The 23452-nt window shown below is 58.1% G+C and carries 17 protein-coding genes; 6 read left to right on the forward strand and 11 right to left on the reverse strand.

Going from position 1 to position 23452, the window contains the following annotated elements:
- Positions 1–193: 193 nt before the first annotated feature.
- Both GT571_RS05565 and GT571_RS05570 read left to right on the forward strand, forming a co-directional pair.
- Positions 194–1225, forward strand: coding sequence for a 3-deoxy-7-phosphoheptulonate synthase (locus tag GT571_RS05565; protein ID WP_161155970.1), 1032 nt, complete (start codon positions 194–196; stop codon positions 1223–1225).
- A gap of 407 nt (positions 1226–1632) precedes the next feature.
- Positions 1633–2277 carry a GNAT family N-acetyltransferase gene (locus GT571_RS05570; RefSeq protein ID WP_099432178.1) on the forward strand — a complete coding sequence of 215 codons (645 nt, stop codon included), beginning with the start codon at positions 1633–1635 and terminating at the stop codon, positions 2275–2277.
- An 82-nt stretch (positions 2278–2359) separates the two neighbouring features.
- On the opposite strand, the gene GT571_RS05575 is transcribed toward GT571_RS05570, so the two are convergent.
- Together GT571_RS05575 and aguA are read right to left on the reverse strand one after the other, a co-directional pair.
- Positions 2360–3910 carry an RNA-binding domain-containing protein gene (locus tag GT571_RS05575; protein ID WP_161155972.1) on the reverse strand — a complete coding sequence of 517 codons (1551 nt, stop codon included), beginning with the start codon at positions 3908–3910 and terminating at the stop codon, positions 2360–2362.
- Between the two features lie 189 nt (positions 3911–4099).
- Positions 4100–5221, reverse strand: coding sequence for an agmatine deiminase (aguA, locus tag GT571_RS05580; RefSeq protein WP_161155974.1), 1122 nt, complete (start codon positions 5219–5221; stop codon positions 4100–4102).
- Positions 5222–5402: 181 nt separating this feature from the next.
- On the opposite strand from aguA, the gene GT571_RS05585 reads away from it, so the two are divergent.
- Positions 5403–6203: a LuxR C-terminal-related transcriptional regulator gene (locus GT571_RS05585; RefSeq protein WP_161155976.1), complete on the forward strand. Its 801-nt coding sequence runs from the start codon at positions 5403–5405 to the stop codon at positions 6201–6203.
- A gap of 138 nt (positions 6204–6341) precedes the next feature.
- Here GT571_RS05585 and GT571_RS05590 read toward each other — a convergent pair whose 3' ends face one another.
- The 3 genes from GT571_RS05590 to GT571_RS05600 all read right to left on the reverse strand — a co-directional run bounded on the left by GT571_RS05590 (position 6342) and on the right by GT571_RS05600 (position 10740).
- Entirely contained in the window at positions 6342–7724 is a 1383-nt protein-coding gene (locus tag GT571_RS05590; protein ID WP_099432182.1) for an MATE family efflux transporter, read from the reverse strand.
- An 87-nt stretch (positions 7725–7811) separates the two neighbouring features.
- A complete protein-coding gene (locus GT571_RS05595) occupies positions 7812–9440 on the reverse strand; it encodes an amidohydrolase (RefSeq protein ID WP_099432183.1) in 1629 nt (542 codons plus the stop codon).
- Between the two features lie 307 nt (positions 9441–9747).
- A complete protein-coding gene (locus tag GT571_RS05600; protein ID WP_161155978.1) occupies positions 9748–10740 on the reverse strand; it encodes a LuxR C-terminal-related transcriptional regulator in 993 nt (330 codons plus the stop codon).
- Positions 10741–10830: 90 nt separating this feature from the next.
- Between GT571_RS05600 and GT571_RS05605 the strand changes: the two genes are divergently transcribed.
- On the forward strand, positions 10831–11022 hold the full coding sequence (locus GT571_RS05605; protein WP_157758004.1) for a hypothetical protein: 192 nt from the start codon (positions 10831–10833) through the stop codon (positions 11020–11022).
- Between the two features lie 95 nt (positions 11023–11117).
- Here the strand turns inward: GT571_RS05605 and GT571_RS05610 are convergent, their stop codons facing one another.
- The 4 genes from GT571_RS05610 to ptcA all read right to left on the reverse strand — a co-directional run bounded on the left by GT571_RS05610 (position 11118) and on the right by ptcA (position 17152).
- Positions 11118–12515 carry an APC family permease gene (locus GT571_RS05610; protein WP_099432185.1) on the reverse strand — a complete coding sequence of 466 codons (1398 nt, stop codon included), beginning with the start codon at positions 12513–12515 and terminating at the stop codon, positions 11118–11120.
- A gap of 500 nt (positions 12516–13015) precedes the next feature.
- Complete coding sequence (locus tag GT571_RS05615; RefSeq protein WP_117743247.1) at positions 13016–14221, reverse strand: agmatine deiminase family protein; 1206 nt, start codon at positions 14219–14221, stop codon at positions 13016–13018.
- 284 nt (positions 14222–14505) lie between these two features.
- Positions 14506–15945, reverse strand: coding sequence for an APC family permease (locus tag GT571_RS05620; RefSeq protein ID WP_099432188.1), 1440 nt, complete (start codon positions 15943–15945; stop codon positions 14506–14508).
- 133 nt (positions 15946–16078) lie between these two features.
- Positions 16079–17152, reverse strand: coding sequence for a putrescine carbamoyltransferase (gene ptcA, locus GT571_RS05625; RefSeq protein ID WP_099432189.1), 1074 nt, complete (start codon positions 17150–17152; stop codon positions 16079–16081).
- 330 nt (positions 17153–17482) lie between these two features.
- Between ptcA and GT571_RS05630 the strand changes: the two genes are divergently transcribed.
- Positions 17483–18448 carry a response regulator transcription factor gene (locus GT571_RS05630; protein WP_099432190.1) on the forward strand — a complete coding sequence of 322 codons (966 nt, stop codon included), beginning with the start codon at positions 17483–17485 and terminating at the stop codon, positions 18446–18448.
- 184 nt (positions 18449–18632) lie between these two features.
- On the opposite strand, the gene GT571_RS05635 is transcribed toward GT571_RS05630, so the two are convergent.
- Complete coding sequence (locus tag GT571_RS05635; RefSeq protein ID WP_099432191.1) at positions 18633–20870, reverse strand: ABC transporter permease; 2238 nt, start codon at positions 20868–20870, stop codon at positions 18633–18635.
- Positions 20860–21645 (reverse strand): ABC transporter ATP-binding protein, encoded by a 786-nt coding sequence (locus GT571_RS05640; RefSeq protein ID WP_006234847.1) that lies wholly within the window; start codon positions 21643–21645, stop codon positions 20860–20862. Before GT571_RS05640 ends, GT571_RS05635 begins: the two co-directional genes overlap by 11 nt.
- Before the next feature lie 148 nt (positions 21646–21793).
- On the opposite strand from GT571_RS05640, the gene vsr reads away from it, so the two are divergent.
- Positions 21794–22840, forward strand: coding sequence for a DNA mismatch endonuclease Vsr (vsr, locus tag GT571_RS05645; protein WP_240136058.1), 1047 nt, complete (start codon positions 21794–21796; stop codon positions 22838–22840).
- The last annotated feature ends 612 nt before the right edge of the window (positions 22841–23452 follow it).

The raw sequence follows: 23452 nt of genomic DNA on the forward strand, positions 1-23452 counted from the left end.
GGGTATCGGGTTCCCACATTCATCCGCACATGTGCGGATGAATGTGGGAGGTGTTCGGATAAAGTTGATAATCAAGGCTGTCCCTTTTTGGCAGGTTTCAGGGTGACAAGGGCTTGCACTTTAGCATGCGACAGCGGATAATGCCGTGCATTCGACAATTCACGCTTTGACTTATTTGATTGAGGAGGTCCCTATGGCCATGGAATTTAAACGCAAGCTGCCAATCCCCATGGAGATCCGCAAGGAAATGCCGCTTTCCGCCGAGCTTACCGCCAAAAAGCAGGCATTCGACGCCGAGGTCGCCAAGGTCTTTACCGGCGAGGACGCACGCAAGGTGCTCATCATCGGCCCGTGCTCTGCCGACCGCGAGGACTCGGTGCTTGAGTACATGAACCGACTGGCCAAGGTCGCCGAGGAGGTCAAGGACAAGCTCATCATCATTCCGCGCGTCTATACCAATAAGCCGCGCACCAAAGGCACCGGCTACAAGGGCCTGCTGCACAACCCCGACCCCGAGGCGCCCGATGACCTGCTCGAAGGCGTTAAGGCCATCCGCCACATGCACCTGCGCGTCATCGAGGAGACTGGCTTCTTTACCGCCGACGAGATGCTCTATCCGTCCAACTACCAGTACCTCGTTGACCTGCTGAGCTACGTTGCCGTGGGCGCGCGCTCGGTCGAAAACCAGGAGCATCGCCTGGTGTCGAGCGGCATTTCGGTGCCCGTCGGCATGAAGAACCCCACCGCCGGTTCCACCACCGTCATGCTCAACTCCATCTACGCCGCCCAGGCACATCAGAGCTTCATCTTCCGCAACTGGGAGGTTGAGTGCGACGGCAATCCGCTCGCGCACGCCGTCATGCGTGGCTACATCGGCCTCGACGGCCGCACTTATCCCAACTACCACTACGAGCACCTGGAGCGCCTGGCCGAGCGCTATACCGAGCACGCCGGCTATGCCAATCCCGCAGCGGTCATCGACTGCAACCACGACAACTCGGGCAAGCGTCCGCTGGAGCAGTATCGCATTTGCAAGGAGGTGCTCGACAGTTGCCGCCGCAACGAGTCCATCTCCAAGCTGGTCAAGGGCTTTATGATCGAGTCTTACCTTGAGGACGGCAACCAGCCGGTCGATGGCTGCGTCTTTGGCAAGTCGATCACCGACCCGTGCCTGGGCTGGGAAAAGACCGACTACCTCATCCACGAGATCGCGGAGCGGGTTTAGTTACGCGGGCCGCATTTGGACAATCTGACGTTCAACTTCAAGGGCGCGACCAGAAGGTCAGCGCCCTTTCGTTTCACGTCACCTTGTCTCAAATGCGACCCGGTCGCTGTCCGTCCTCTACCTGCGGCGTTGTCTTACTCCGGATGCGGCAGTTAGGGACGTTCCTTTTCTGCCGGCAGTCTGGGACATTCCTTGGGGTAGTCGTTGGGGACGCTCTTGTTTGACCAGTCGTTTAAGAACGTCCCCAACGACTACCCAGAATGAGAGTGTCCGAAAATCCGCCCTCATTCCTTCTTAGGGCCCTCCGTCCCCGAGGTATCGTGGCTCGTCTGCCGAATGATTGATGCGGGCGCTCTGCGGCCATGTCACACTCAGAGGTGGCCTGACCCAACTTGGAAGGAGCCTCCATGAGCCTTGACAACGTAACCCTGCGCGCCGCCACGCTCGATGACCTGGCCGGCATCGCCGCCATCTACAACCAGCTGTGGTGCAACACGCTGCGCAACCGCGGCGACGTCGAAGCTGCCGATTTCTGCGCGCGCTTTAACATCGCCATGCAGCTGCAGCGCTCCCCCATCGCACTCGTCGCCGAGACCGAGGGCCGCATTATCGCCGCCTGCTGCATCGGCATCTTCGAGGACGGCAAGCCGCGCACCAATCCCACGTGGGAGCCCTGCTATAACGAGATGTTCGCCCAGGCAACCGAGATGGCAAAGACCGCCGATGCCAAGCTCGAGGGCTCGCTCTTTGGAGACAGCCGCGAAAAGGCCACAGCGGATCGCTTTGCCGCCACAGGCAACGAATATGCCCAGGGTCAGCTCAACTTGATTATCATTGTGCCTGAATGGCAGGGCAAGGGACTCGGCCGCGAGCTCATCGACCTTGCGCGCGCCGAGCTCGCCAAGGCAGGCTGCACCAAATTCTTTCTGATGAGCGACTGCAACTCCGACTGGCAGTTTTACGAGCACCTCAACATGAAGCGCATCCTAGAGGACCACAGCCAAGACACCGGTGACGGATTTATCGTCTATATGTACGGAGGCACGCTCTAAGTACCCCTTCAATCAAGGTGCGCCGGGCACCCGGCCCTTGGCCTCTGCCCAGGAATACCCCAGGGGGCCGGACCGCCCGTCCCTAAACCTGCCCGACAGCGCGATATCTCGTCGCCCGAGCGCGCCCCTCTTTAACGAGTGCGCCTTCCTCAAGCAAACCGTTGATAACCCGCAGCGTCACGTCGCGCCCAGTTCCCAGAGCGTCCGAAGCATCCTGGCGCGTAAAACCGCGGGGCCGCTCAAGGGCAAAGCGAATCAAGGCGCGAGCGTATCCACCACGTCGCTCGTCCGAGACATCCTGTAGCATCGCGGACGCCTTGCACGCAACATCAAAGCCAAGCTCCTCCACGAGCTTGGCACGCACCTCGTGGCCGCAGTCGCCATTCATCGACACGTGCCCCTCTCGCTGCGCTCGCACGGATGCAAACGCCTGCGAAACATCGGGCGGCAGCGCCCCTTCCCGCTCGAGCTGCTCATAATCGCTGTAATCCCCACGCAAGTTGGGACCGCTATTGCCACGAGGCGTCAGATAGGAATTGCGCACGGCGTTGACGTTGGGCAGCGACAACCTAAACATTGCAGGGTAGGCGCAGACCTCGGGTTCCAACCCTTCTGCCTCATAGAGCGCACGGATCCCCTTGAGGCCCGTTCCAAACGCCTCAACCATCCCCAGACGCAAAAAGAGCAGTTGCAGCTTTGGATTCCGAGCGTCCGAGCCGCCCGCAAGCGCCTCCTCGACGCTGATGTGCTGCGGCCCTCCCGCATTGGTAAATTCAAGCGCCGTACGGCTCATCTTGATAAGAGACGCCACCGAAGATTCGTAGTCGCGATGGATAAACAGGTTCAGAATTCCCTCTCGAACAGCCTCGCGGGGATAGTCGTCCTTATCTATGCGATCGAGCCTTCCCGGCACAAAGTACATACGCGTTGCGTTCGATATATTGAGGAACCGTTCGATATCCTCTATCTGCCTGAAGATCGAGCCCTCGCCATCCTGGCGGTCGATAAACTCGGTATACGCATCGTCGTTGAAGAGGCCAGCGCGGACTGCAAAGGGGTTTTGGTCAGAGACCAGCAGTGCCAAATTGGTGTAAAAGCCCAGCTCATCGATAAGGCCGAGATTCTTTTGAGAGGTTTGGTCAAACGTAATCTCCGCGCGCCTAAAGACCCGCTCGGCTTCAAAAAACGTCAAGCTCTGTTCATGAGAGCGCGCGGTCTCAAAATAATCGCCGTCGGTGCGCTTGATCATCGAGCGGATCTGGGCCATCTCGATGGGCACGTTGGCAGGACCTAGGCGCCGATATACCCCGGCGGGAACAAATCCCTTCGAGCACAGGCAGTACGGCTTGTGAGGACCCGCTTCCACCTCGATTTTCACCAACGCTGCGCCATCGATGTCCAATGCGGAGACCGTCGTGATTTCAGAAACGTCGGGATACACGCCATCGGTTATTGCATTAGAGCATTGAAGCATGGTGGCATCGATATCGTCCACGCCGACGATGCTGCCAAAATCGTCGATTCCGATATACAAGGTACCGCCATTCGAATTGGCAAACGCCACCACAGCTTTGAGCAGCTTAGGGGTAAATGTGCACTTGAACTCCACGGTCTCACTTTCAACAAGCTGCATGCTACCCCCTATCATCGACTATCGACGATTCTAGACCAACTATCGACGATAAGCAAGGCCCCTGGTACCCTCGCTTAGACCCGAGTGCCCGCGTGCAACGCTGCCCGCCGCACGCAAAAGGGCCCGCCAGCGTGTGCGCCAGCGGGCCCCAGGTCATATCGACACTACCCCGTGTGCCTGCAACCGCCTCTACTTGCAGCGCGCCTTGGGCTGCTGCTGGGTGATGCAGTGAATGTTGCCGCCGCCGTAAATAACCTCGCGAGTCATGATACCGATGACTTCACGGTCCGGATAAGCAGCCTGGATATCCTTGAGCGCCTGGGCGTCATTGGGATCGCCGAACTGCGGTACAAGCACTGCGCCGTTGATGGGCAGGAAGTTGAGGTAGCTGGGCTCAAAGGCGTCCTCGGGAGTACGCGGCAGCACGCCCTCGACGGGGTCAATCGTGCTGGCCTCCTCTTCGGTCATATATACCGAGGTCGCAGGCATAATCACCTTGTGGATCTTGAGCTTGCGGCCACGGGCATCCGTCGTCTCGGAAAGCGTCTTATACGCCTCTTGGCACTCCTTGTAGAACTTATGGTTGGGATCATCGGTCCACATGCAGCAGACCTCGCCGGGCGCACTAAAGCATGCGACGTCGTCCACGTGCCCGTTGGTCTCAAACGGGTCGATGCCATCCTTGATCCAAATGACCTTCTCGATGCCCAGGTACTCGGCAAGCTTCTCCTCGATCTGCTCCTTGGTGTACTGGGGGTTGCGGTCCTCATTGAGCAGGCACATCTCGGTGGTCACCACGGTGCCCTGGCCGTCGCAGTTAAACGAGCCGCCCTCGAGGATGTAGTCCTCGGGACGATAGCGGTTGACCTGCTCGAGCTGTGCCACCTGCAAGCCGATGCTCGCATCCTTGTCCCACGGGAAATACAGACCGTCGATAAAGCCGCCATACGCGTTAAAGTGGAAGTGCGAGAGTGCCACGTCGCCCTTGTCGTTGACAAGGAACGCCGGGCCGGGATCGCGAATCCAGCTGTCGTTGTACTCCATGTGGATAACGCGCACGTTCTCAACGCCGTCGAAGATCTCACACACCGCGGGGAAGTCTTCGGTGTTGACGCCCACAGTGATGGGCTGAAAACGTGCAACGGTCTTGATGATCTCGGTGAAGACCTTCTGCGCCGGCTTGGCACCGCAGCGCCACACATCCGAGCGATGCGGCCACAAAATCCAGGTGCGCTCCTGCTCTTCGTACTCGCCGGGCATGTAGAATCCGTCCTTCTTTGGCGTAGACTCGCTCTCGTAAATGGTCTTCATGTTGGCTCCTAACGATATGGACGACCCTTTGTGATGACGGCCCCATTGTGCGGCTCCGGAAGCCCACTCTCAATGGGCCTAGGGGACCCTTTCGCCACCCAAAAGGACACCGTTCACTGACCTAAAGTTCTAGTGGCGCGCGAGACGTGTCATACTGACAAAGCCGCATGAAAGGACATCCATGACCAATACCACGCATACCCGCTTTAACCCCGATGAGATCCACGGGAGCCGCTGGTCCGCCCTCAACGAATGCGCCTTATGGATTCATGGCTGCGACGACTTCGCCACGCTTCAAGCCGGGCTTCTTGATAGAGTTAATCAGGTGATATCGCACCGGGCCTCGATGTTTGATATCGCACGCGCCGGCACACACGGACAGACAGAATTCGTAAGCCCCGTTGCCCGTGGCATGGCAGAAGACCAGCTCGAGAGCTACTACGAACGCTATGCCGCCTTTGACTACACCCTTTGGAGCTTTGACGTTCACAACGTGCATGTTTATCGCGACCTGGACCTTGTGGATGTCGAGCGCCGCAACGCAACGCCCATCTATCAGGAGTGGATGAAGCCGCTCGGCATCTACTATGGCTGCACTGCCACGCTCGCGCACGGGAGCACATCCCTGGGGTCGCTCACGCTGTTTCGCGCACGAGAAGCGGGGGATTTTTCGGACGAAGAGCTCGAAGCCCTACGCCAGCTCGCGCGGCACCTGAGCCTGCGCCTGTACGGGATCCTTGCGCAGAGCACCGCACAGCAAGCTTGCGAGAACCCCTTAGAGGCGCTCATCAGCGAGCTCGAAGTCCTCCCCCGCGAGGCAGAGGTGCTCAAGATGATGCTTGCCGGCAAGACCAACCGCGAAATGGCCGAGGAGCTCTATATCTCGGAGTCGACCGTAAAAAAGCATGTCAACGCCCTCTATCACAAGCTCGGCGTCAAAAACCGCCTGGGCCTCATGGCATTGGTTCGAGAACAATCATAAGCCGGCCTTTAATTTGAAAGTAGCGCTGGTAGATTGCCTATTTGAACCTCGTTGCAAAGAACCGCCGCAGACGCCTTGGGAGCATCTGCGGCGGCTTGCATTAAACAGTCGCTGTCATGTGTCGCAAGCGCGCGTTGGCTACGCGGGAAGCCCGCTCAGGCGCTTGGACTCGTGCGCGGCGAGCGCAATGGAGATGATGCCGGTAATGGCGTCGGCCACCACCAGGGCGATCCACACGCCCTCAACACCCATCATGTTGCCGAGGAGGTACATAAGCGGCACCGAGCAGATCACATAGCGAAGCAGGCCGGTAAACGTGGCGACACCAACCTTCTCGACCGCCTGGAAATATATCGACATGGTCATGGCAAGATAGCCCAGGGCAACAGCCAGGATGACGGTACGCGTGGCGTTGGCGGCAACCTCAACGAGCGCAGGATCGCTGCCGGCAAAGAAGGCGCACACCGGCGTGGCGGCAAGCCAGAGCGCGACGGTGACCAGCGCCAGCGTCACAACCTGGTACTTAAGCGTGCAGGAGAGCGTCTCCTTAAGGCGTGCCCAAGCCTTTGCACCGGCGTTGAAGGCAGCGATGGGCTGCAGGCCATAGGAGAAGCACTGGGCAACCATCATGGTGATGTAGAGGATGTAGCCGTTGATCACGCCAAAGGCTGCGATGTAGAGCGAGCCCATGTCGCCGCCGAGCGAGCCCAAAAGCGAGTTGGCAACTGTGTTAAAGATAAAGGTCGCGCCCTGGACCAGGAAGAACGGGAAGCCGATCTTGAGGATCTGGCCGCAGACGGCGAGGTCGAGCTTAAGGTCGGCCAGGCTAATCTGGAGCTGGGACTTTTTGCCCCCGATGAACCAGAAGATACCGATGGCCCAGATACCGATGGAAAGCCCGTAGTACACGCCGGCGCCCATAACGCCAAACTTGAGCACAAACGTGGAAAGCGCGAGCCAGCAGATGGCGACGATGGCCGAAACGGTCATGAGGTTGGCCTGAATCTGTACTTTCTCGTCCACACGCATCACAGCGGTGACCATCTGGCCAATGACCGTGAGCGGCAGCAGCACGGCGAAGGTGCGCACGCCGGCAACGGTATCGGCCATGATGTCGGGCGTGGCGCCAAAGAATGCGCAGATGGGCTCGGTAAACACGGCCATCACCACAGCAAGCAGCACACTCACAATCGTGGTGAGCCAAAAGCCCTGGCTAAAAGCCTTGCTTGCGCCCTTAATGTCGCCGGCACCCAAAAGGTTGCCCACCACGGCGGGCACGCCGGTGCCAAACAGGTTGCCAAAGGCCAGGTTGATGTACTCGACCGACATGATGATCGAGACGCAGGCCAGGCCGTGGGCACCCAGGCCCCAACCCATCACGAGGCCCTCGAGGACCACCATGATGATCTGGGCGAGCATGCCCTGGCCGGTGACGATGGTGTACTTACGCACCAGGCCGGGAATCGGTTGGGAGGCGAGCTCGCGCTCCTCTTCCACGGCAGCGGTTACTTCTTCTGCCATTGTTCTCCCCTTTCCTTGAGAGAGTAGTGCTGAATGGATGTCAGGCGGCTGACAACTGGCGCCAAGCCGCCCGGCCAAGCGATGGCGCTATGCCTCAAAGACCACCTTGCCGGCGATCATCGTGAGGGCTGCGGTAGCCTCGAGCACCTCTGCCGGCTCGCAGGTAAAGAGATTGCGGTCGAGTACGCAGATGTCGGCTTGCTTGCCGCAGGCGAGTGTGCCGATGCGGTCCTCAGCATGCATAGCGTAGGCAGCGCCGTAGGTGTATGCGCGCAGGGCCTCGGCCATGGTGATTCGCTCCTCGGGGAACCAACCCTCAGGATTAGATCCATCCTCGAGCATGCGGTAGACCGCTCCATAGACTTCCTCCATAGGCTCAAGCCCCACGACCGGAAAGTCGGAGCCCAGATGCACGCAGGCACCGCTCGCGAGCAGGCTATGAATTGGCCACGAGAGCGCCGCGCGCTCGGGACCAACGGCGTCGTCCTTTGCCAAGTCGGCCATATCAAGCAGCATATGCCACGGCTGCATGGCCGGACAGACGCCGAGCTCCGCATAGCGCGGCAAATCCTCAGGTTGAACAGTCTCGTTGTGCTCCATGGAGTGACGACAGCCCATAAGACCGTAACGCTTCTCACCCTCTTCGAAGCAGTCCAGGATAAAGCGTACGGAACGATCGCCTATGGCATGGATGCGCGTGTCGACACCCCACTCAAGCGCTTTAAGGATGGCTTTGCGCACACGCTCCGGTTCCTCAGCCGGCTCGCCACAGGTCTCGGGAGCATTAGCATAGGGCTCGAGCATCCAAGCAGTATGATCGGAACACACGCCGTCAATGAACTGCTTAAAGCCATGCCACTCAACTTGCGTGCCCGGGAAGTCGTATTTCGCCCGAATCTCCTCGAGCGTCATGGCCTCGTTCTCAAAAAGGTCTGTGTACATGAACACGCGCAACGGATGTTCGCCCTTGCGGTTGAGTTCCGCGAGGAATTTATAGGGGTTATCCATGCTCACAAAAGTGGGGTTAACCATGCCGACTGTCGTAATACCGAGAGCGTTGGCACGATGCGCGGTCTTGGCAAAGGAAGCACTAGCCACCTCGGGGGCAGGATTGTATACCTCATCCAAGAAAAGGGCTCCCGCGTTATTCGAGAAGACCCCAGTGGGGTTGCCAGCTTCATCCCTAAGAATCTTGCCGCCTGATGGGTCTGGCGTTTCAGCAGTAATGCCGATTTTCTCGATTGCGCAGGTGTTGGCACTAAACGTGTGCACGTCAACCTGCTGCAAAAAGACCGGACGGTCCGAAATGTACTCATCGATCATTGCTGCCGTAGGCATCTCGGGCACGTCCCACTGGAACTGAATAACCTGATAGCCCACGATCCACTCGTTGTTCGGGTGGTCTTCGGCAAACGCCTGCACGCGTTCCATACACTGCTCAAAGCTTGTGCAATCGATGAGATTGACGGCGAAATCGGGATCGGACACAAAGGCGCCCTGGGCATAGTGAGTGTGTGAGTCGATGATGCCAGGCATGACGAGCTTATCGCCATAGTCGCGCACCTCGGTATCGGGCCCGATAAAAGCGTCGAGGTACTTATCCTCGCCGCACGCAACAATCCTGTCACCTGCGACGGCAACGCCGCCCTTGAACGGGGCCAGCCCGTCACCAGTGAACACAGCATTACTTTTGATGACTAAATCCGCTTTGTCCATATGAGCCTCCTCAGACGTTACAGGACAATGGATGAGCGCCACGATACGACGCGCCCAATCGGTGAGGGAGCATTTGTCGCTCCCTACATGACACGTGCCTACGAGCGGTCGGGCGTCTGTCCAGCGCCCTACGCCCCGTGTCAACACCCATTGACGCACCTCCTGCACAAGCTGCCAAGATGGAAGCGAGCGAACGGACGGGTTAAGCAGGTTTACACGTCTGAGCAGGTATTTTATTGTCAAAGTTTATTGTCGCTTCATTACGCCAAGTGGTCTGCGATACGCTGTCAGCCGAACCACTCCAGCCTTACGAGCGCCAGAATGTCTCAATCAAGTCGTCACGCGCCTTGACTTCGCTCTTTACATAGATGCGATGCAGGTGAGCCTTGACGGTACCCGGACTAATCACAAGTTCGTTAGCAATATTTTGGACATCGAGTCCACGCAATACGAGTGTAAGCACTTCCTGTTCACGCTTTGAAAGCCCATGCTCGTCCGAGAAAATCACAACACGCGAGACAAGGTCCTCCCGTGCATCACGGCGCTCTGTCGCTACCTCTTCATCGGCACGAGGGTGACGCGAGAACACACGTAAGATATGGCTGAACTGTTTAAATAGCCGAACGGCTGCAGCCACAAACAATAAATTCTCTGAGATATTCCGCTCGCCCAGATACCATAAAAAGGCGCTCACCATCACGTTGTCAACGTCAGGCGTGCAGAATAGGATCATATAGGTATCTTCGATAACCACCATCACGGTAAGCACGCAGGCTATGCGAAAGAACGTCCGAGAGCGCTCAAGATCGAGCCGCTCAGCCCTATTCTCCGTCTTGCGATAGCAGGCGTAAGCATATACCAAGCAGAATGCCATTCCCAAATCGCGCGAAAGCCAAAAAAGATATTGCTGAACCTGGCCCGCAAAGCCAGTACGAGGCACCAGAGCAAGCTGAAGCACGGCGATCGGTACGACATATGCGGCAACGCGCTTAACGGTCACCTCATCGTGTAAGCGAAACGTTACCCAAAGCCATACGCACGCAAGAATCGCCACGCCCAGCGCGCAGCGCAGTAACGGATGTTGAAGCGGCTCATTAAACGTCACCACATAGTCATATTTGAGCCGGTTGTACTCATCAAAGAAGATCACCGACATATCGAAGATATAGAGAAGGAAGCCCGCGGCCGCCACCAAACAATCGCGTCGACGAGTCATGAGCCATATTACGAGCGCAGTAGATGCCGTCACCAATCCAACGCCCATGACAAGAATCGTGTAGATAAAGAATGCGAAGCTCATACTACCCTCATTCCGCGCACAACCAGCTTGATTCTGCATTACGGTTATGGTAGAAACATCGAACGAATACCAAGATCGAAAGGAGAGGCCATGGCACCGATTGCACCGCTCAAGATTATTGTCGCGCCTGCCGCCAAGGCCATCGCCAAGATCGGTTCGACCATGACCTACGATGATGTTCCTTGCATCGTTGATGAACGCAACGACAGCTGCCCCTACCTGGGCCATGTCCCCTACTTTGCGCCTAAACTCTCCTCTGATATCGAGCAGCACAACTGCTAGCATAACCTTCACGATTGCCGCAGTAATCCTCGCAGCAATTTGTTAACTCGGAAGCAACTCCGGTTTTGAGTCCCGCGCTGTCGAACCGAACCCCCTCACGATTTGCGTTTTCCACACACGCCAACGCCGGGATTGTCGACACTGCGGCCGCGGCGCGATATGAGGCGCGAAACCTCGCCCAGCAACACGCCGATCACCACACCCATGAGGATCGGCAACTTTGACATCTCGGCGGGCGAGCTGTTAAGCGGCACGATTGTCGCAACAATCGAAAGCACGAGTTCTATCACCGGCACCGCAAGCGCTACCGCAAGCACCTTGCCCTCGAAGGGCGCGCGGAACACGCGCGGGCGGTCGTCGTATTTGCGCAGGCGCCAAAACGCCGGGAACATCGGGATATAGCTCATGAGCAGAAAGACGACGTTCATCGAAAAGAAGACCCAAAAAACGTCGGAACCCTCACCCAGTGGAATCTGAAGTAGCAGCACCAAGCTGGCAAAACAACCGTTAATGAGTGCCGAGCCGTTGGGCATGCCGGTCTTCTTGGACACCAGCGCAAAGGGACGCGGCATGTTGCCATGGCGCGCGGCATAGCTCGCCACGTTGTTGACGCCAAAACTCCAGCAGATCATGTTGGCGAACAGCGTCACCAAAAAGGCCATGCCCACAATCATCGTCAGCGGGTGGCTGCGCCCCACCATGGCGGCAACCGCGTCCACAATGCCCGAATCGAGCGAAAGCTGCTCGGTGGGAACCGCAGCCCCAATGCCGATGCCGCAAATGATGTAAATTGCCGCAATGGCAACGCCACCGGCGATAACCGCCTTGGGAATATCGCGCGACGGGTTCTTCATCGTGCTGGCAAAGGTCGCGACCACCTCAAAGCCCATAAAGTTGAATAGGATGATCGAAAGATACGTCAGTGAGTTAGTGTCTCCCAGATTGGGGACAAAGGTCTTAAACGACATATCGTTGGCAAAGCCGTTGTTGCAGGCAAACCAGATGCCGACGATTCCCACCACGGCGGTAATGAGCACCTTGATGACGGCGCCGCCATCCATGACCCAATCGGCCTCGGCCACCGGCTGCATTGCCATGACCGTGACGCCCCACACAAAGGCAAGCTCGATGGCAATTCGGACCCCAAGCGAAAATTCGATGCCCCATACCGCATTGATAACACTGGGGAACATGCAGGCGATACTTGCCACCCACAGTGGAAAGTTGACCCAGTAGCACCAGGAGCAGCGTGCGCCCCAACGGTCGCCCAAGCCCAGGCGAACCCAGTCGTACAGGCCGCCCTCGGAATCGAACGCCGTACCCAGCTCGGCCACCACCAGGCCATAGGGAAGCAAAAACGTAATGATGAGGAAGATCCACCAGAAGAACTGCACGTTACCCATGGCAGATGCCGGAGCAGCCGCCTCGATGGTAAAGACAACGCAGATAACCGAGAGGATGACCTCGAACAGGGAGAACTTTTTACCTGCCACGGCACGCTCCCCCTACAGCAAAAAGGATGGCATCTGTACCGAAGGCGCAGCCCAAGGTAGGGTTGCAGGCCGCGTCACCGGTACAGGTGCCATCCCAAAGAGAGGAGAGGATGCAATTGTTGGACCAACGCTCGCGGAACAGGCGCGTGTAGATAACGATACGCTGGTACATAGATACTCCGATCAAAACGGTCGCGCTCGCAACCGGAAACTATCAGCAATTGAATACGCGTCTGACCTGGGAAATTCAAGCGAACAATTGGCCTAACCCGCAATAAATCCCAGATCAGACGCGTATTCAATCAAAGAAAAAGGCACTCCGATGTGGAGGCAACGGAGTGCCCAAAGAAAACCCAACCAATCAATCAGGTAGTCCCTGTCCGATTGATCGACTGGGTTTTCGAGGTGCCCCAGGTCGCCGCGAAAGAGGAGCGAAGCGTACTTTGGTACGCGAGCGACGGCTTGAGCGGCGAGATGGGGTGCCTCGGAAAGCCAGACGATTAAGCCGACGGCTCCTGCTGGGTAATGCAGTGGATGTTGCCGCCGCCGAAGACGACCTGCTCGGACTGAACGCCGACGCACTTGTAGACGCCCTCGCCCCAGACCTCGTCGTAGATCTTCTGGAGCGTGTCAACGGCCAGCTGGTCGTTCTCGTCGCCGTACTGCGGGACGATAACGCCGTGGTTGGTGACCAGGTAGTTCATGTAAGAGGCGATCAGCGGCTCGTCGGGGACGCGCGGCTCGGCGTTCTCGTCGGCGTCGATGGTGTCGCAGGAGGCCTGGTCCATGAACAGCGGGTTCACGGGCATGCAGAGCTTGTAGACCTTCATCTTGCGGCCCTTGGCGTCAACGGCGTTGGAGAGGGTCTCGTAGGCGGCGTGGCACTGCTCGTAGAACGGATACTCGGGATCGTCGGTCCAGATGCAGGCCATGACGCCCGGGGCGATGAACGTGGCGACGTCGTCGATGTGGCCGTTGGTCTCCTCGGGGTCGATGCCCTCCTTGACCCAGATGACCTTCTCGACACCCAGGTAATCCTTGAGGTGCTCGTCCATGTAGGCGCGAAGCTCCTCGCTCCAGGGCTCAAACTTCTTGTGGTACTTGGGCCAGATGGACTCGGGATCCTCTTCCTCCTCGAGCACCGCAGAGCAGGTGCGGCCCGGGGAAAGCAGGCACTGGTCGGTCACGACAAGGGTGCCCTCGCCGTCGACGGTGATGGAGCCGCCCTCGAGGATCATGTCATCGGGACGATAGCGGCGGCAGCCGGAGAGCTCAGCCATCTTGAGGGCGATCTGCTCGTCCTTGTCCCACGGGAAGTACAGGCCATCGACGAGGCCGCCGTAGGCGTTGAAGTGCCAGTGGTTGGCGCGCTTCTCGCCCTTGCCGTTGATGACGTAGGTGGCGGCGGTGTCGCGGAACCAAGCGTCGTCGGTGGTCATCTCGATGACGGTGACGTTCTCGTCGTTCTCGAAGACGGCCTTGCAGTTGGCGTAGTCGACCTGGTTGGCGCACATATAGACCGGGGTGAACTCGGAGATGGCGCGGGCGATGGCGGCATACTGCTTCTGGGCCGGCTTGGCGCCGTGGGCCCAGGTGTCGGTGCGGTGGGGCCAGCCCATCCACACGCGATCCTGCGGGGCGAACTCGGCGGGCATGAAGAAGCCGTCGGCCTTGGGGGTGGACTCGGACTCGGTGATCGTACGCATAAGATTTCCTCCAAATCGAACGATCGCTTGCTGCGGGCGGGTTACCCGCAGCCTAAAACCAAGAGATGGTAGGCGCCCGTTCCCCGGCAAAGGTCGGGGCGCCCGGTGCCGGTTTTCACGGAATCGCACCGGCAAGCGACGACGTAACCAAGTGCGCGGAGACAAAACGCACGAAGGATACGGAGAGAGATTGGGGTGGGCGGTGGTTACCGGAGCTATCGCTCACACCCACCCCAGGGAATGGTTAGAAGATGATGAGGGTTGGAGCCCCGAATCCGGGTGCTCTAGTTCTCCTCGGCCTCGGCAGCCTCCTCAGCGAGACGCTGGGCTGCGAGCTCAGGGGTCAGACCCTTGTACTCTTCCTTGCGGCCCTTGGCGCTGACGACGCGGACGACCTCGCCGATGAGCACGAGCACGATGAAGATGACGATCATCGGGACCTTGTCGCCAATTTCAGCAGCGGAGAACGGGATCAGCGTGGCAACGATGGCAAGAACCAGCTCGATGCAGGGGATGGCCAGCATGACCTTCATCATCGCGCCCTTGAACGGGAACGTGAAGATGCGCTCACGGTTGGGGTCGTTCTTACGAAGGTTGAGGAACGCCGGGAACATCGGGATGTAGGTCAGCAGCAGGAAGACGACGGAGGTGCCGAAGAGCATCCAGAAGACACCGTTGGAGATGGCGTCGATGGGAACGAGCTGCAGGCACAGCACCAGGGAGGCAACGACGGCGTTGACCAGGTTGGCGCCGTTGGGCATGTCGTCATCCGAGATCATCGAGGCGAAGACCTTGGGCATGTTGCCGTGCTCGGCAGCGTAGCGGGCGACGGAGTTGACGCCGAAGGACCAAGCGGCCATGTTGGCGAACAGGGTGATCAGGAAGGCGATGCAGATGACCTTGAAGATCATGGAGTCGCCCACCATGGTCTGGACTGCGACGATCATGCCGTAGTCGGGGTCGATGGAGTCGGCCGGCACGGCGGCGCCGATGCCGAAGCCGGCGAACAGGTAGATGACGGCGATAGCCACGCCACCGACGATGATAGCCTTGGGAATATCGCGAGCGGGATCGGCCATGTCGTCGGTCATGGTGCAGATGACCTCGAAGCCCATGAAGTTAAAGATGATGATGGACAGGTAGCCAAGAGCGTTGGTGTTGGTGAGCTCGGGCAGGAAGGTGGCAGCGGACATGTCGTTCGCAAAACCGTTCTCCATGGCATACCAGATGCCCAGGGCGCCGACGATAACGGCAACGGCGACCTTGATAATGGCGCCACCGTTGAGGACCCACTCGGAGTCGGCAGCCTTGGAGCGGCCCATAAGGTAGACGATCCACACAAAGGCAAGTTCGATACCCATCTTGGCAATCAGGTTGAACTCGACGCCAAAGACCATGCCCAGGATGTCGGGGAACATGGTGGCCAGCGAGGCGATCCACAGCGGGTAGTTGACCCAGTAGTAATACGAAATGCGGGCGCCCCACTTGTCGCCCAGGCCATCGCGTACCCAGTCGTAAATGCCGCCCTCGCCGTCATAGGTGGTGCCGAGCTCGGCGACAACCATGCCATAGGGAAGCAGGAAGGTCAGGATCAGGAAGATCCACCAGAAGAACTGCTGGTTGCCAATGGCGGCAGCAGGTGCGGCGGCCTCGCAAACGAAGACGACGCAGATGATGGTCGAAATGACCGTCAAGAAGGAAAGCTTTTTCTTTCCGTCGCTCATGATGAGCTCCTTCGCTCAGTCTTGGACAGATCCGAGGCCCTAAGGTATTAAGGCAATTGCTTGGGCCTCGGTGAGCGGGCGACAGGAGACGAGCATCCGCCGCCCGCAAACGTGCTTTTAGAAGCCTTGAGGCTTAGAGCTGCTCGAGAGCCTCGAGAGCGGCGTGGAGCTCAGCCTTGGCAGAGTACTCGACACCCTCGTCGTTGAGCGGGGTGCGCTTGCCCAGGGCGGCAAGGAGAGCACGGATGGAGTGCTTGCGGTTCTCGGCCTCGACCCAGCACAGGGAGCGCTCGGGATCGTCCATGACCTCGTCGACGACCTCCTCGTTGCGGGTGGCCGGCAGGCAGTGCATGAACTTGGAGTTGGGGCCGGCGAAGTTCATCATATCCATGGTGACCTGATACTTGGGATAGAACACGTCCATGTAGTTCTCGCCCGAGACCTCCTCGTCGTACAGGCCATACCACACGTCGGTGTAGATGAAGTCGGCGCCCTTGATGCACTCGATGTCGTCGGAGATAACAACCGAGCCGCCGGAAACCTTGCAGTTCTCCTCGGCGATGGCCATCATCTGCTTGCCGAACTCGGCGCGCTCCTCGACGGTGCCGACGTGCAGGCCGCCGTCGGGGATCTGGTGGCCCTTAGGTCCAAACTGGACAAACTTCATGCCGATCTTGGAGGCGATGAACATGAGGGAGACGCAGACCTGGGTGGCGTCGCCGATGAAGGCCAGGGTGCAGTCCTCGATCTTCTTGCCCTCGGGGAGGTTCTCGAGCATGGTCATGAGGTCGCCCATCTCCTGCGTGGGATGGTTGAACTCGGACATGCCATTGATGACGGGCACAGCGGAGCCCTCGGCGAGGCCGACGACGTCCTTGTGACGGTCAACGCGAGCCATCATGATGTCGAGCAGCGAGCCCATAACGCGAGCGGTGTCGCCCAGGGACTCGTGACCGCCGAGCTGGATGGTGCCAGGGCCATAGAACTGAGCATGGCCGCCGAGGTCGGTCATAGCGGTCTCGAAGGAAAGACGGGTGCGGGTGGAGACCTGCTGGAAGATCATGCCAAGGCTCTTGTTGCGGAGCAGGTGCGGATAATAACCGTCAACCTTGATGGCCTTCTTCATTGCCAGGCCAAGATCCTCGATAGCCAGGATCTGCTCTTTGGTGAAGTCGTTGGTGTCGATGAAATCCTTAGGCAGTGCCATGTCGATTTCCTTTCCGCCGGTCTTGCCGACTATTAACTATGAGGCGCTCGAACATCACGCCTCGTGTTGACAAGACCATCATTCACCCGTATGCAATTTTTACCTAGTTTATTCGGGATTAAAGACCGTTCACGGAGTTACACCCTCTCTAATCCAATATAAACCCGCAGGTCAAGAGTTTACAGGGGGTTTACCGTCTGGAACCGTGAACGGTATACGGCTATGCTGTATCTTGGCGTTTAATCCGCAATGGAACGAACGGCTGAGGCATGTATACCCGGGGGATATAGCGGGCTCTATAAGAGATCAAATGAGACAGGACGGTGACAGATGGACACACTCATGTTCTTCTATACCCTAGCAATACTCGTGATCTGTATTGTGACGGCAGTGCTTTCGCTTGCCGCCTATGCCTCGTCCCGTCGACGCTTCTTTATCTATGGCGGCGGCGTTTTTATTTGCTACGCCATCGAGATGACCGAGATCTTCTTTTTTGAATACACGTTGCAAAACCGAAGTTTTCCGGCCAATGACTATTACGCAATTACCATGCCTGTAATGCGGACCCTTGTGGCGACCGCTTCACAGGCTTTTATTTGGCTGATTGCCATGGACTTGCTCGACAAACATTCTAAAAAGCAGTTCGTTATCCCCGTCTTAACGTTTTTGCTGTGCGAGTCGCTGATTATCATCGCTGTCCCCTCCGGCCCCATGCATCAGTGGCTCTACTACACGATGCGTCAGGTATTCCTTGTCTTTGTGGGACTGTATATCTGTTGGACGGCTCATAAGAGTACAAAGGTTGAGCTGAAGGCACGCGTCAACAACCAGCGAAAGCACCTGATTATCGGCGCCATCCTGGTCGGTTGCATCGTTGCCGAGGATTTCTACAACATCCTTGTCGTCCCCATGAGTCTGGCGCCCTCTTGGCTGCAGCTATATCTGTCCGAGCGCAACTTTAGCGAAAACGTCTTTGCGTGCTACTTTGCAATTCTGCTGATTATCTACTCCTACCACGTGCTTTCAATCCGCATGCAGGAGGCGCCCGAGGAAAAGAACGTCAGCGATCTTGATCGACACATCGAAGAGCAAATGCCCTTCTATCGTAACGCCTACAGGCTCTCCAACCGTGAGACCGAAGTCATGCGCCTTGTTGTGCTGGGCAAGTCGAACCAAGAGATTGCTGACGAGCTATTCCTTGCCGTGGGCACCGTCAAGACTCACATCCACAACATCCTGGTCAAAACCGAACAGCAAAACCGCACCACGCTCATCCTCCACTTCTGGAAGCGATGAAGTTACGCGGTTTTACCAAACCGCGTAACGGCTCGACGCTGCAAGCGCCCCTAGGCGGCAATCTGACGTTCAATCGTCGGTCGCGTACAAAAGTACGCTTCCCTCCTCTTTCACGTCACCTTGTTCGCCTAGGGGCGCTTTCGCTGACTTATGCTCAACTTACGATAATTCCGAGCTGAACGAGTTATTCGCTATAACGGGTGGCGATGGCAGCTTGTACCATGCCGGCGCTCATGAGGTACGTTACCAGGAAGTAGCCACCATAGGCCGCCAGGAAAATCGCGCAGGTGAGGCCCACGGTGCCGGCGATGCTCATATCGCCGAATACGCTCACCAGCTCGATGATCACCTTGAGCGCCACAAAGGAGTGCGCCAAGCCCACTGCCAGCGGGAACAGGAAGAACACCGCTTGCTGCGCCATCACCGAATGCCGGATCTGACGGTCGTCACAGCCGATCTGTGCCAGCACACGATAGCTGCGGCTGCCGTCGGCCACATTGGAGAGCTGCTGGATCGACAGAATCGCCGCACATGCAACGACCAGCACAAAGCCAATGTAGATGGCTAGATAGCTAATCATGCCGTTCATCTGCGCTGCTTGCGTGTACATCTCGGAACGCGTGATGAAGACTCCCCATCCCCCCGGCTCCTTGCCGTCAACGAGCAGAATGTCGAGCATGGTGTATTTAATGCTCTCGTCTGCCTTGGTCACATCCATCCCCTGCTTGTAGTTAACGAGCAGATTACTGGAATACGGCTGCAGATTAAGCTGAGACAGCAGCTCATCGGCTACGACCACGGTACCGGGATTGCTGCCCATCGCCGAGTTGGCGATGGCCGCCGTGTCCTCGTCCGACTTATCGGTTGCGGGCTTGAGCTCATGCCCGCCCAAGGTGAGGGTATGGCCGCCGGCCATGTATTTGGTGTACAGGTCGCCCAGCTCACCACCCATATCACACGTAAGCAAGTACTGGTCCCGGCCAATGCTCACCGGCTCCTCGCCCATCATCTGGCGCAGTTTGTTGTACTGGCTCGCCGGCGTCACATACAGACCCATCGCATCGGCGTTGCTTCCCTCGAGCGCCTTGGGAAGCTTTTCGCCCATGGCCTTGCACATCTCACCCGCCACCACCGAGGGGCCCGAGCCGCCAAGCGGGTAACTCAGATACGAATCGATCTGCACATGCTCACCGGCAACATCGGCGATATTGACCTTTTTGCCGGTCTCGTCGTTGTTGTCCGCCGACTTGCCCTTAATACCGTCTGCAACGTTATCGGGATCTTTACGATCGCCATGCCATGCAGCGTACAAATCGACCGTTGCATCGGCCAGCACCATGCGATCGGCCTCAGACGGATTGACATACTCCTTGTAGTAGTCGAGCGTTTCGGGCGTGTAATAGACATACGTCTGAGACACGTCAACAGGGTTATAGCGCTCCAGATTCTCGTTCATCACGTTGGCAATCGACATACCACAGGTCACCGAGGTAATGGCCAAAAACAGAATCATCGCGATGACGCCCATCGAAAAGCACACCGTGTTGACCTTGGCCGCAAGCTGGCGCACAGTAAACATGTTGAGGCCGCGCCAATACACGCCGCGCAAGCTCTGCAGCAGCTTGATAAGCATGCCCGAGAGTCCCCAGAACAGGGCAAAGGTGCCTACCGTGACCATGGCCGTGGTGATGCCAAACTGGCTCATTGCCCCGTCCAGCTTGTCGCCCGTCTCGGTTAGCGGGAACCCATCACGTAGCAGACGGTAATAGGCCACGCCCACAAGCACCACGCCCACAGCAAAGATGGCAATCGCGATCCAGGGATTGCGCGTCTTGATGCTCTCGTTGCGACGCTCGGCACCCATAAGCTCGATGAGTTTGGTACGACGCACGGCGCGAAGGTTCAGCAGCAGCGTGAGCACAAACATTACGAGCATGCAGGCCAGGGTCAGGTTGAACGCATGCACCGAGAAAAAGAAGCGGAAATTGGCGATCTGCGTCTTAAAGAGCGAGGCCGTAAAGAACGTCATGAGCTGGGAGAGCCCCACGCCCAGCACAATACCGGCGACAAAGGCGCCGACCGAAACGATCACCGTCTCGAGCGCCATGATCGTGGCGACGCGCCCGCGCCCCATGCCGAGCACCTGGTACAGGCCAAACTCCTTCTTGCGGCGTTTCATGATGAAGTTATTGGCATACACCATCAAAAAGGCCATGACGCCGGCCAAAAAGTACGTGAGGTAGCCGAGCATGGTACCCATGAGCTCGGATAGGCCCTCCTCCTCAATGCCGGCAATATCGACCTGCATCGAAACGGTGTTAAAGGCATAGAATACGGTGACGCCCAGGGTGAGCGTCAAAAGATAGACGAGGTAGTCGCGGCCGGCGCGGCGGACGTTGCCCCAAGCGAGTTTACAGAGCATCGGAGCCCTCACCGCCCATCATGGCAACGACCTCCATGATGCGGTCGAAGAACTCTCGGCGGTCGGTGTCGCCGCGGCGCAACTCGGTGAAGATCTTGCCGTCGCGAATAAACAGCACACGGCTCGTGTAGCTGGCGGCAAAACTGTCGTGCGTAACCATGAGCACCGTGGCGCGCAGGCGGCGGTTGAGGGCCTCCAGGCTCTCGAGCAGCAGGCGAGCGCTCTTAGAATCGAGGGCGCCGGTGGGCTCGTCGGCCATGATCATGGTGGGGTCGGTGACGAGCGCGCGAGCCGCGGCAACGCGCTGCTGCTGGCCGCCGGACATCTGGTAGGGATACTTGTCGAGCACCTGACTGATGGACAGGCGCGCTGCCACATCCTGCACGCGGGTCGAGATCTCTGCCGAGTTTGTGCGGGCAATGGTGAGCGGCAGGGCGATGTTCTCGCGTGCCGTGAGCGTATCGAGCAGGTTGGAGTCCTGGAAGATAAAGCCGAGCTCCTCGCGGCGGAACTGCGAAAGCTTAGCCTGCTTCATGCGCGTCACGTCCTGGCCGTTGATGCGGATCGTGCCACTTGTGGCGCTATCGATGGTCGACACGCAGTTGAGCAACGTCGACTTGCCCGAGCCCGAAGCACCCATGATGCCAACGAATTCGCCGCGGTTGACGGTAAAGCTGACGTCGTTGAGCGCACGGGTCACGTTGCCCAGCGCTCCATATACCTTTTCGAGATGCGCGACCTCCAGTACCGGGGTCGCCATGTGCGTGGTTTGCATACCGAGTCCTTTCTTGCGATTAGTCTACGGCATCTATAGTCGCAAGAAGCCGAGTCGGCTACCATCGATATGGCTTACGCTTGCCTTACCGTTGTGTAAGGTACGGGTAGCTAGTCTGTCACTTGTTGATGTTGAGAGAGGACTCCTGTTGAAAACTGTTCATGTTGCCGCTGGGATCATTCGCAAGGAAGGATCCGACGAGCTGCTTGCCGTGCAGCGCGGCTACGGCGACATGCAGGGACTTTGGGAATTCCCAGGCGGCAAGCTCATGCGCGGCGAGACGCCCGAAGACGCCGTGCGCCGCGAGCTCATGGAAGAGCTACAGGTGAAGGTCACCAACCTGCGTGACTTCTACACCGTTGAGTACGACTACCCCGATTTCCATCTCTCCATGGAGTGCTACTACTGCTCGCTCGTCGATGAATCCGATGAGCCCCAGAAGCACGACCGCCAGCTCGATATCCGCTGGATTCCGCGCACCTCGCTTGCCACCGTTGAGTGGATGCCTGCCGACAAGGGGCTTATCGATGCTCTGATTGAATTAAAGGAAGATCGGCTCGAGGCTAACGGCAGCACCAACGACGCCGAGGCCACCGCGGCAGACGAATCTGCTACCAAGCCCAAACGTAAACCTAAGCGCCGCAGCAAAAAGCGTCCCAAGCCCGGCCTGCTGGACGGCATCGATACCTCGGACCTTTCCGCCGATGAGCGTGAACTCGTCCGCCGTCGCGCCGCCATCAAAAAGTCCATGAAGGGCAACAAGCGCGCCAACACCAGGCCCGAGCTGCTCGTACGACAGCGTCTGCGCGCAGCGGGCCTTACGGGCTATCGCTTGGAATGGAAGGTTCCCGGCAAGCCCGACATCGCCTTCCCCGGCCGCAAGATCGCCATCTTTGTCAACGGCTGCTTTTGGCATCGCTGCCCCAAGTGCAATCCCAGCCAGCCCAAGCGTAACGTTGAGTTTTGGGAGGCAAAGTTCCGCCGTAACGTCGAGCGCGACCGCGCTGCCGTGGCAGCACTCACTCAAATGGGCTGGACACCCATAACCATCTGGGAATGCGAACTCAAAAAAAGACCGCATCGACGCCACGATGGAGAAGGTCATCGAGCAGGTGCGGGCCGCAGAACCGCAGCGCTAACAGCGAGCATTCACACGCTCCGCACGTCCGCGCCACATCCACGTCACAAACCTTAGAAAGCCCTTAAGCCCAAAACCTTTCAAGAGTGTTACTCGATACCTCTGACCTGCAGTTTCATCGTAACATCAAACCAGGTTAAGCCTTTCTTTAGCGCTTCTTTGCAGCAGCCGCGGCATAATACTGCCAACGCACGGGACCTAGCAGCACACCCCGTGCGCGACCTTTTGGTGGACATCGAGGAGGCCGCATAAGCATGCATTCTTCCAATGACGCAACACAGCAGCCATCCCTAAAACATGCAGACCTTTTCTCCTTCCCCCCGACACAGAGAGACGGCCTCCTCGACTCCCCAACCACAAAAGTAAAACGCTCAACCAACCAGAGTCACAACTTGCGAGCATCGTTCGAAAAGCTCCAAGCATCCCTAGACAAAACATTCCCCAACCAAGCAAGGGCATACTAGCCCCCACCAACAAAGTAGCTCCTCGCGCACCACTATTCCGCCCCAACGCCACAAGGGCGATTGAGCAGGACGGCTTGGGCGGGTCCCCGTACTTAGTTTCCAAAATCATTCCGCAGCGCGAAGGCCCCCGTTGCCAACGCTTCATAGAAGCGAGGCAACGGGGGCCTTCATGCGCGAGGACGTTTTGGAAACTAAGTACGGGGAC

This window comes from Collinsella aerofaciens, assembly GCF_009876115.1.
GTDB classification, from domain to species: domain Bacteria; phylum Actinomycetota; class Coriobacteriia; order Coriobacteriales; family Coriobacteriaceae; genus Collinsella; species Collinsella aerofaciens_N.

What these genes read in the sequence shown, in the direction of transcription:
- GT571_RS05565 (WP_161155970.1), top strand. Translation starts at nt 194, where the DNA reads ATGGCCATGGAATTTAAACGCAAGCTGCCAATCCCCATGGAGATCCGC.
- GT571_RS05570 (WP_099432178.1), top strand. Translation starts at nt 1,633, where the DNA reads ATGAGCCTTGACAACGTAACCCTGCGCGCCGCCACGCTCGATGACCTG.
- GT571_RS05575 (WP_161155972.1), bottom strand. Translation starts at nt 3,910, where the DNA reads ATGCAGCTTGTTGAAAGTGAGACCGTGGAGTTCAAGTGCACATTTACC.
- aguA (WP_161155974.1), bottom strand. Translation starts at nt 5,221, where the DNA reads ATGAAGACCATTTACGAGAGCGAGTCTACGCCAAAGAAGGACGGATTC.
- GT571_RS05585 (WP_161155976.1), top strand. Translation starts at nt 5,403, where the DNA reads ATGACCAATACCACGCATACCCGCTTTAACCCCGATGAGATCCACGGG.
- GT571_RS05590 (WP_099432182.1), bottom strand. Translation starts at nt 7,724, where the DNA reads ATGGCAGAAGAAGTAACCGCTGCCGTGGAAGAGGAGCGCGAGCTCGCC.
- GT571_RS05595 (WP_099432183.1), bottom strand. Translation starts at nt 9,440, where the DNA reads ATGGACAAAGCGGATTTAGTCATCAAAAGTAATGCTGTGTTCACTGGT.
- GT571_RS05600 (WP_161155978.1), bottom strand. Translation starts at nt 10,740, where the DNA reads ATGAGCTTCGCATTCTTTATCTACACGATTCTTGTCATGGGCGTTGGA.
- GT571_RS05605 (WP_157758004.1), top strand. Translation starts at nt 10,831, where the DNA reads ATGGCACCGATTGCACCGCTCAAGATTATTGTCGCGCCTGCCGCCAAG.
- GT571_RS05615 (WP_117743247.1), bottom strand. Translation starts at nt 14,221, where the DNA reads ATGCGTACGATCACCGAGTCCGAGTCCACCCCCAAGGCCGACGGCTTC.
- GT571_RS05620 (WP_099432188.1), bottom strand. Translation starts at nt 15,945, where the DNA reads ATGAGCGACGGAAAGAAAAAGCTTTCCTTCTTGACGGTCATTTCGACC.
- ptcA (WP_099432189.1), bottom strand. Translation starts at nt 17,152, where the DNA reads ATGGCACTGCCTAAGGATTTCATCGACACCAACGACTTCACCAAAGAG.
- GT571_RS05630 (WP_099432190.1), top strand. Translation starts at nt 17,483, where the DNA reads ATGGACACACTCATGTTCTTCTATACCCTAGCAATACTCGTGATCTGT.
- GT571_RS05635 (WP_099432191.1), bottom strand. Translation starts at nt 20,870, where the DNA reads ATGCTCTGTAAACTCGCTTGGGGCAACGTCCGCCGCGCCGGCCGCGAC.
- GT571_RS05640 (WP_006234847.1), bottom strand. Translation starts at nt 21,645, where the DNA reads ATGCAAACCACGCACATGGCGACCCCGGTACTGGAGGTCGCGCATCTC.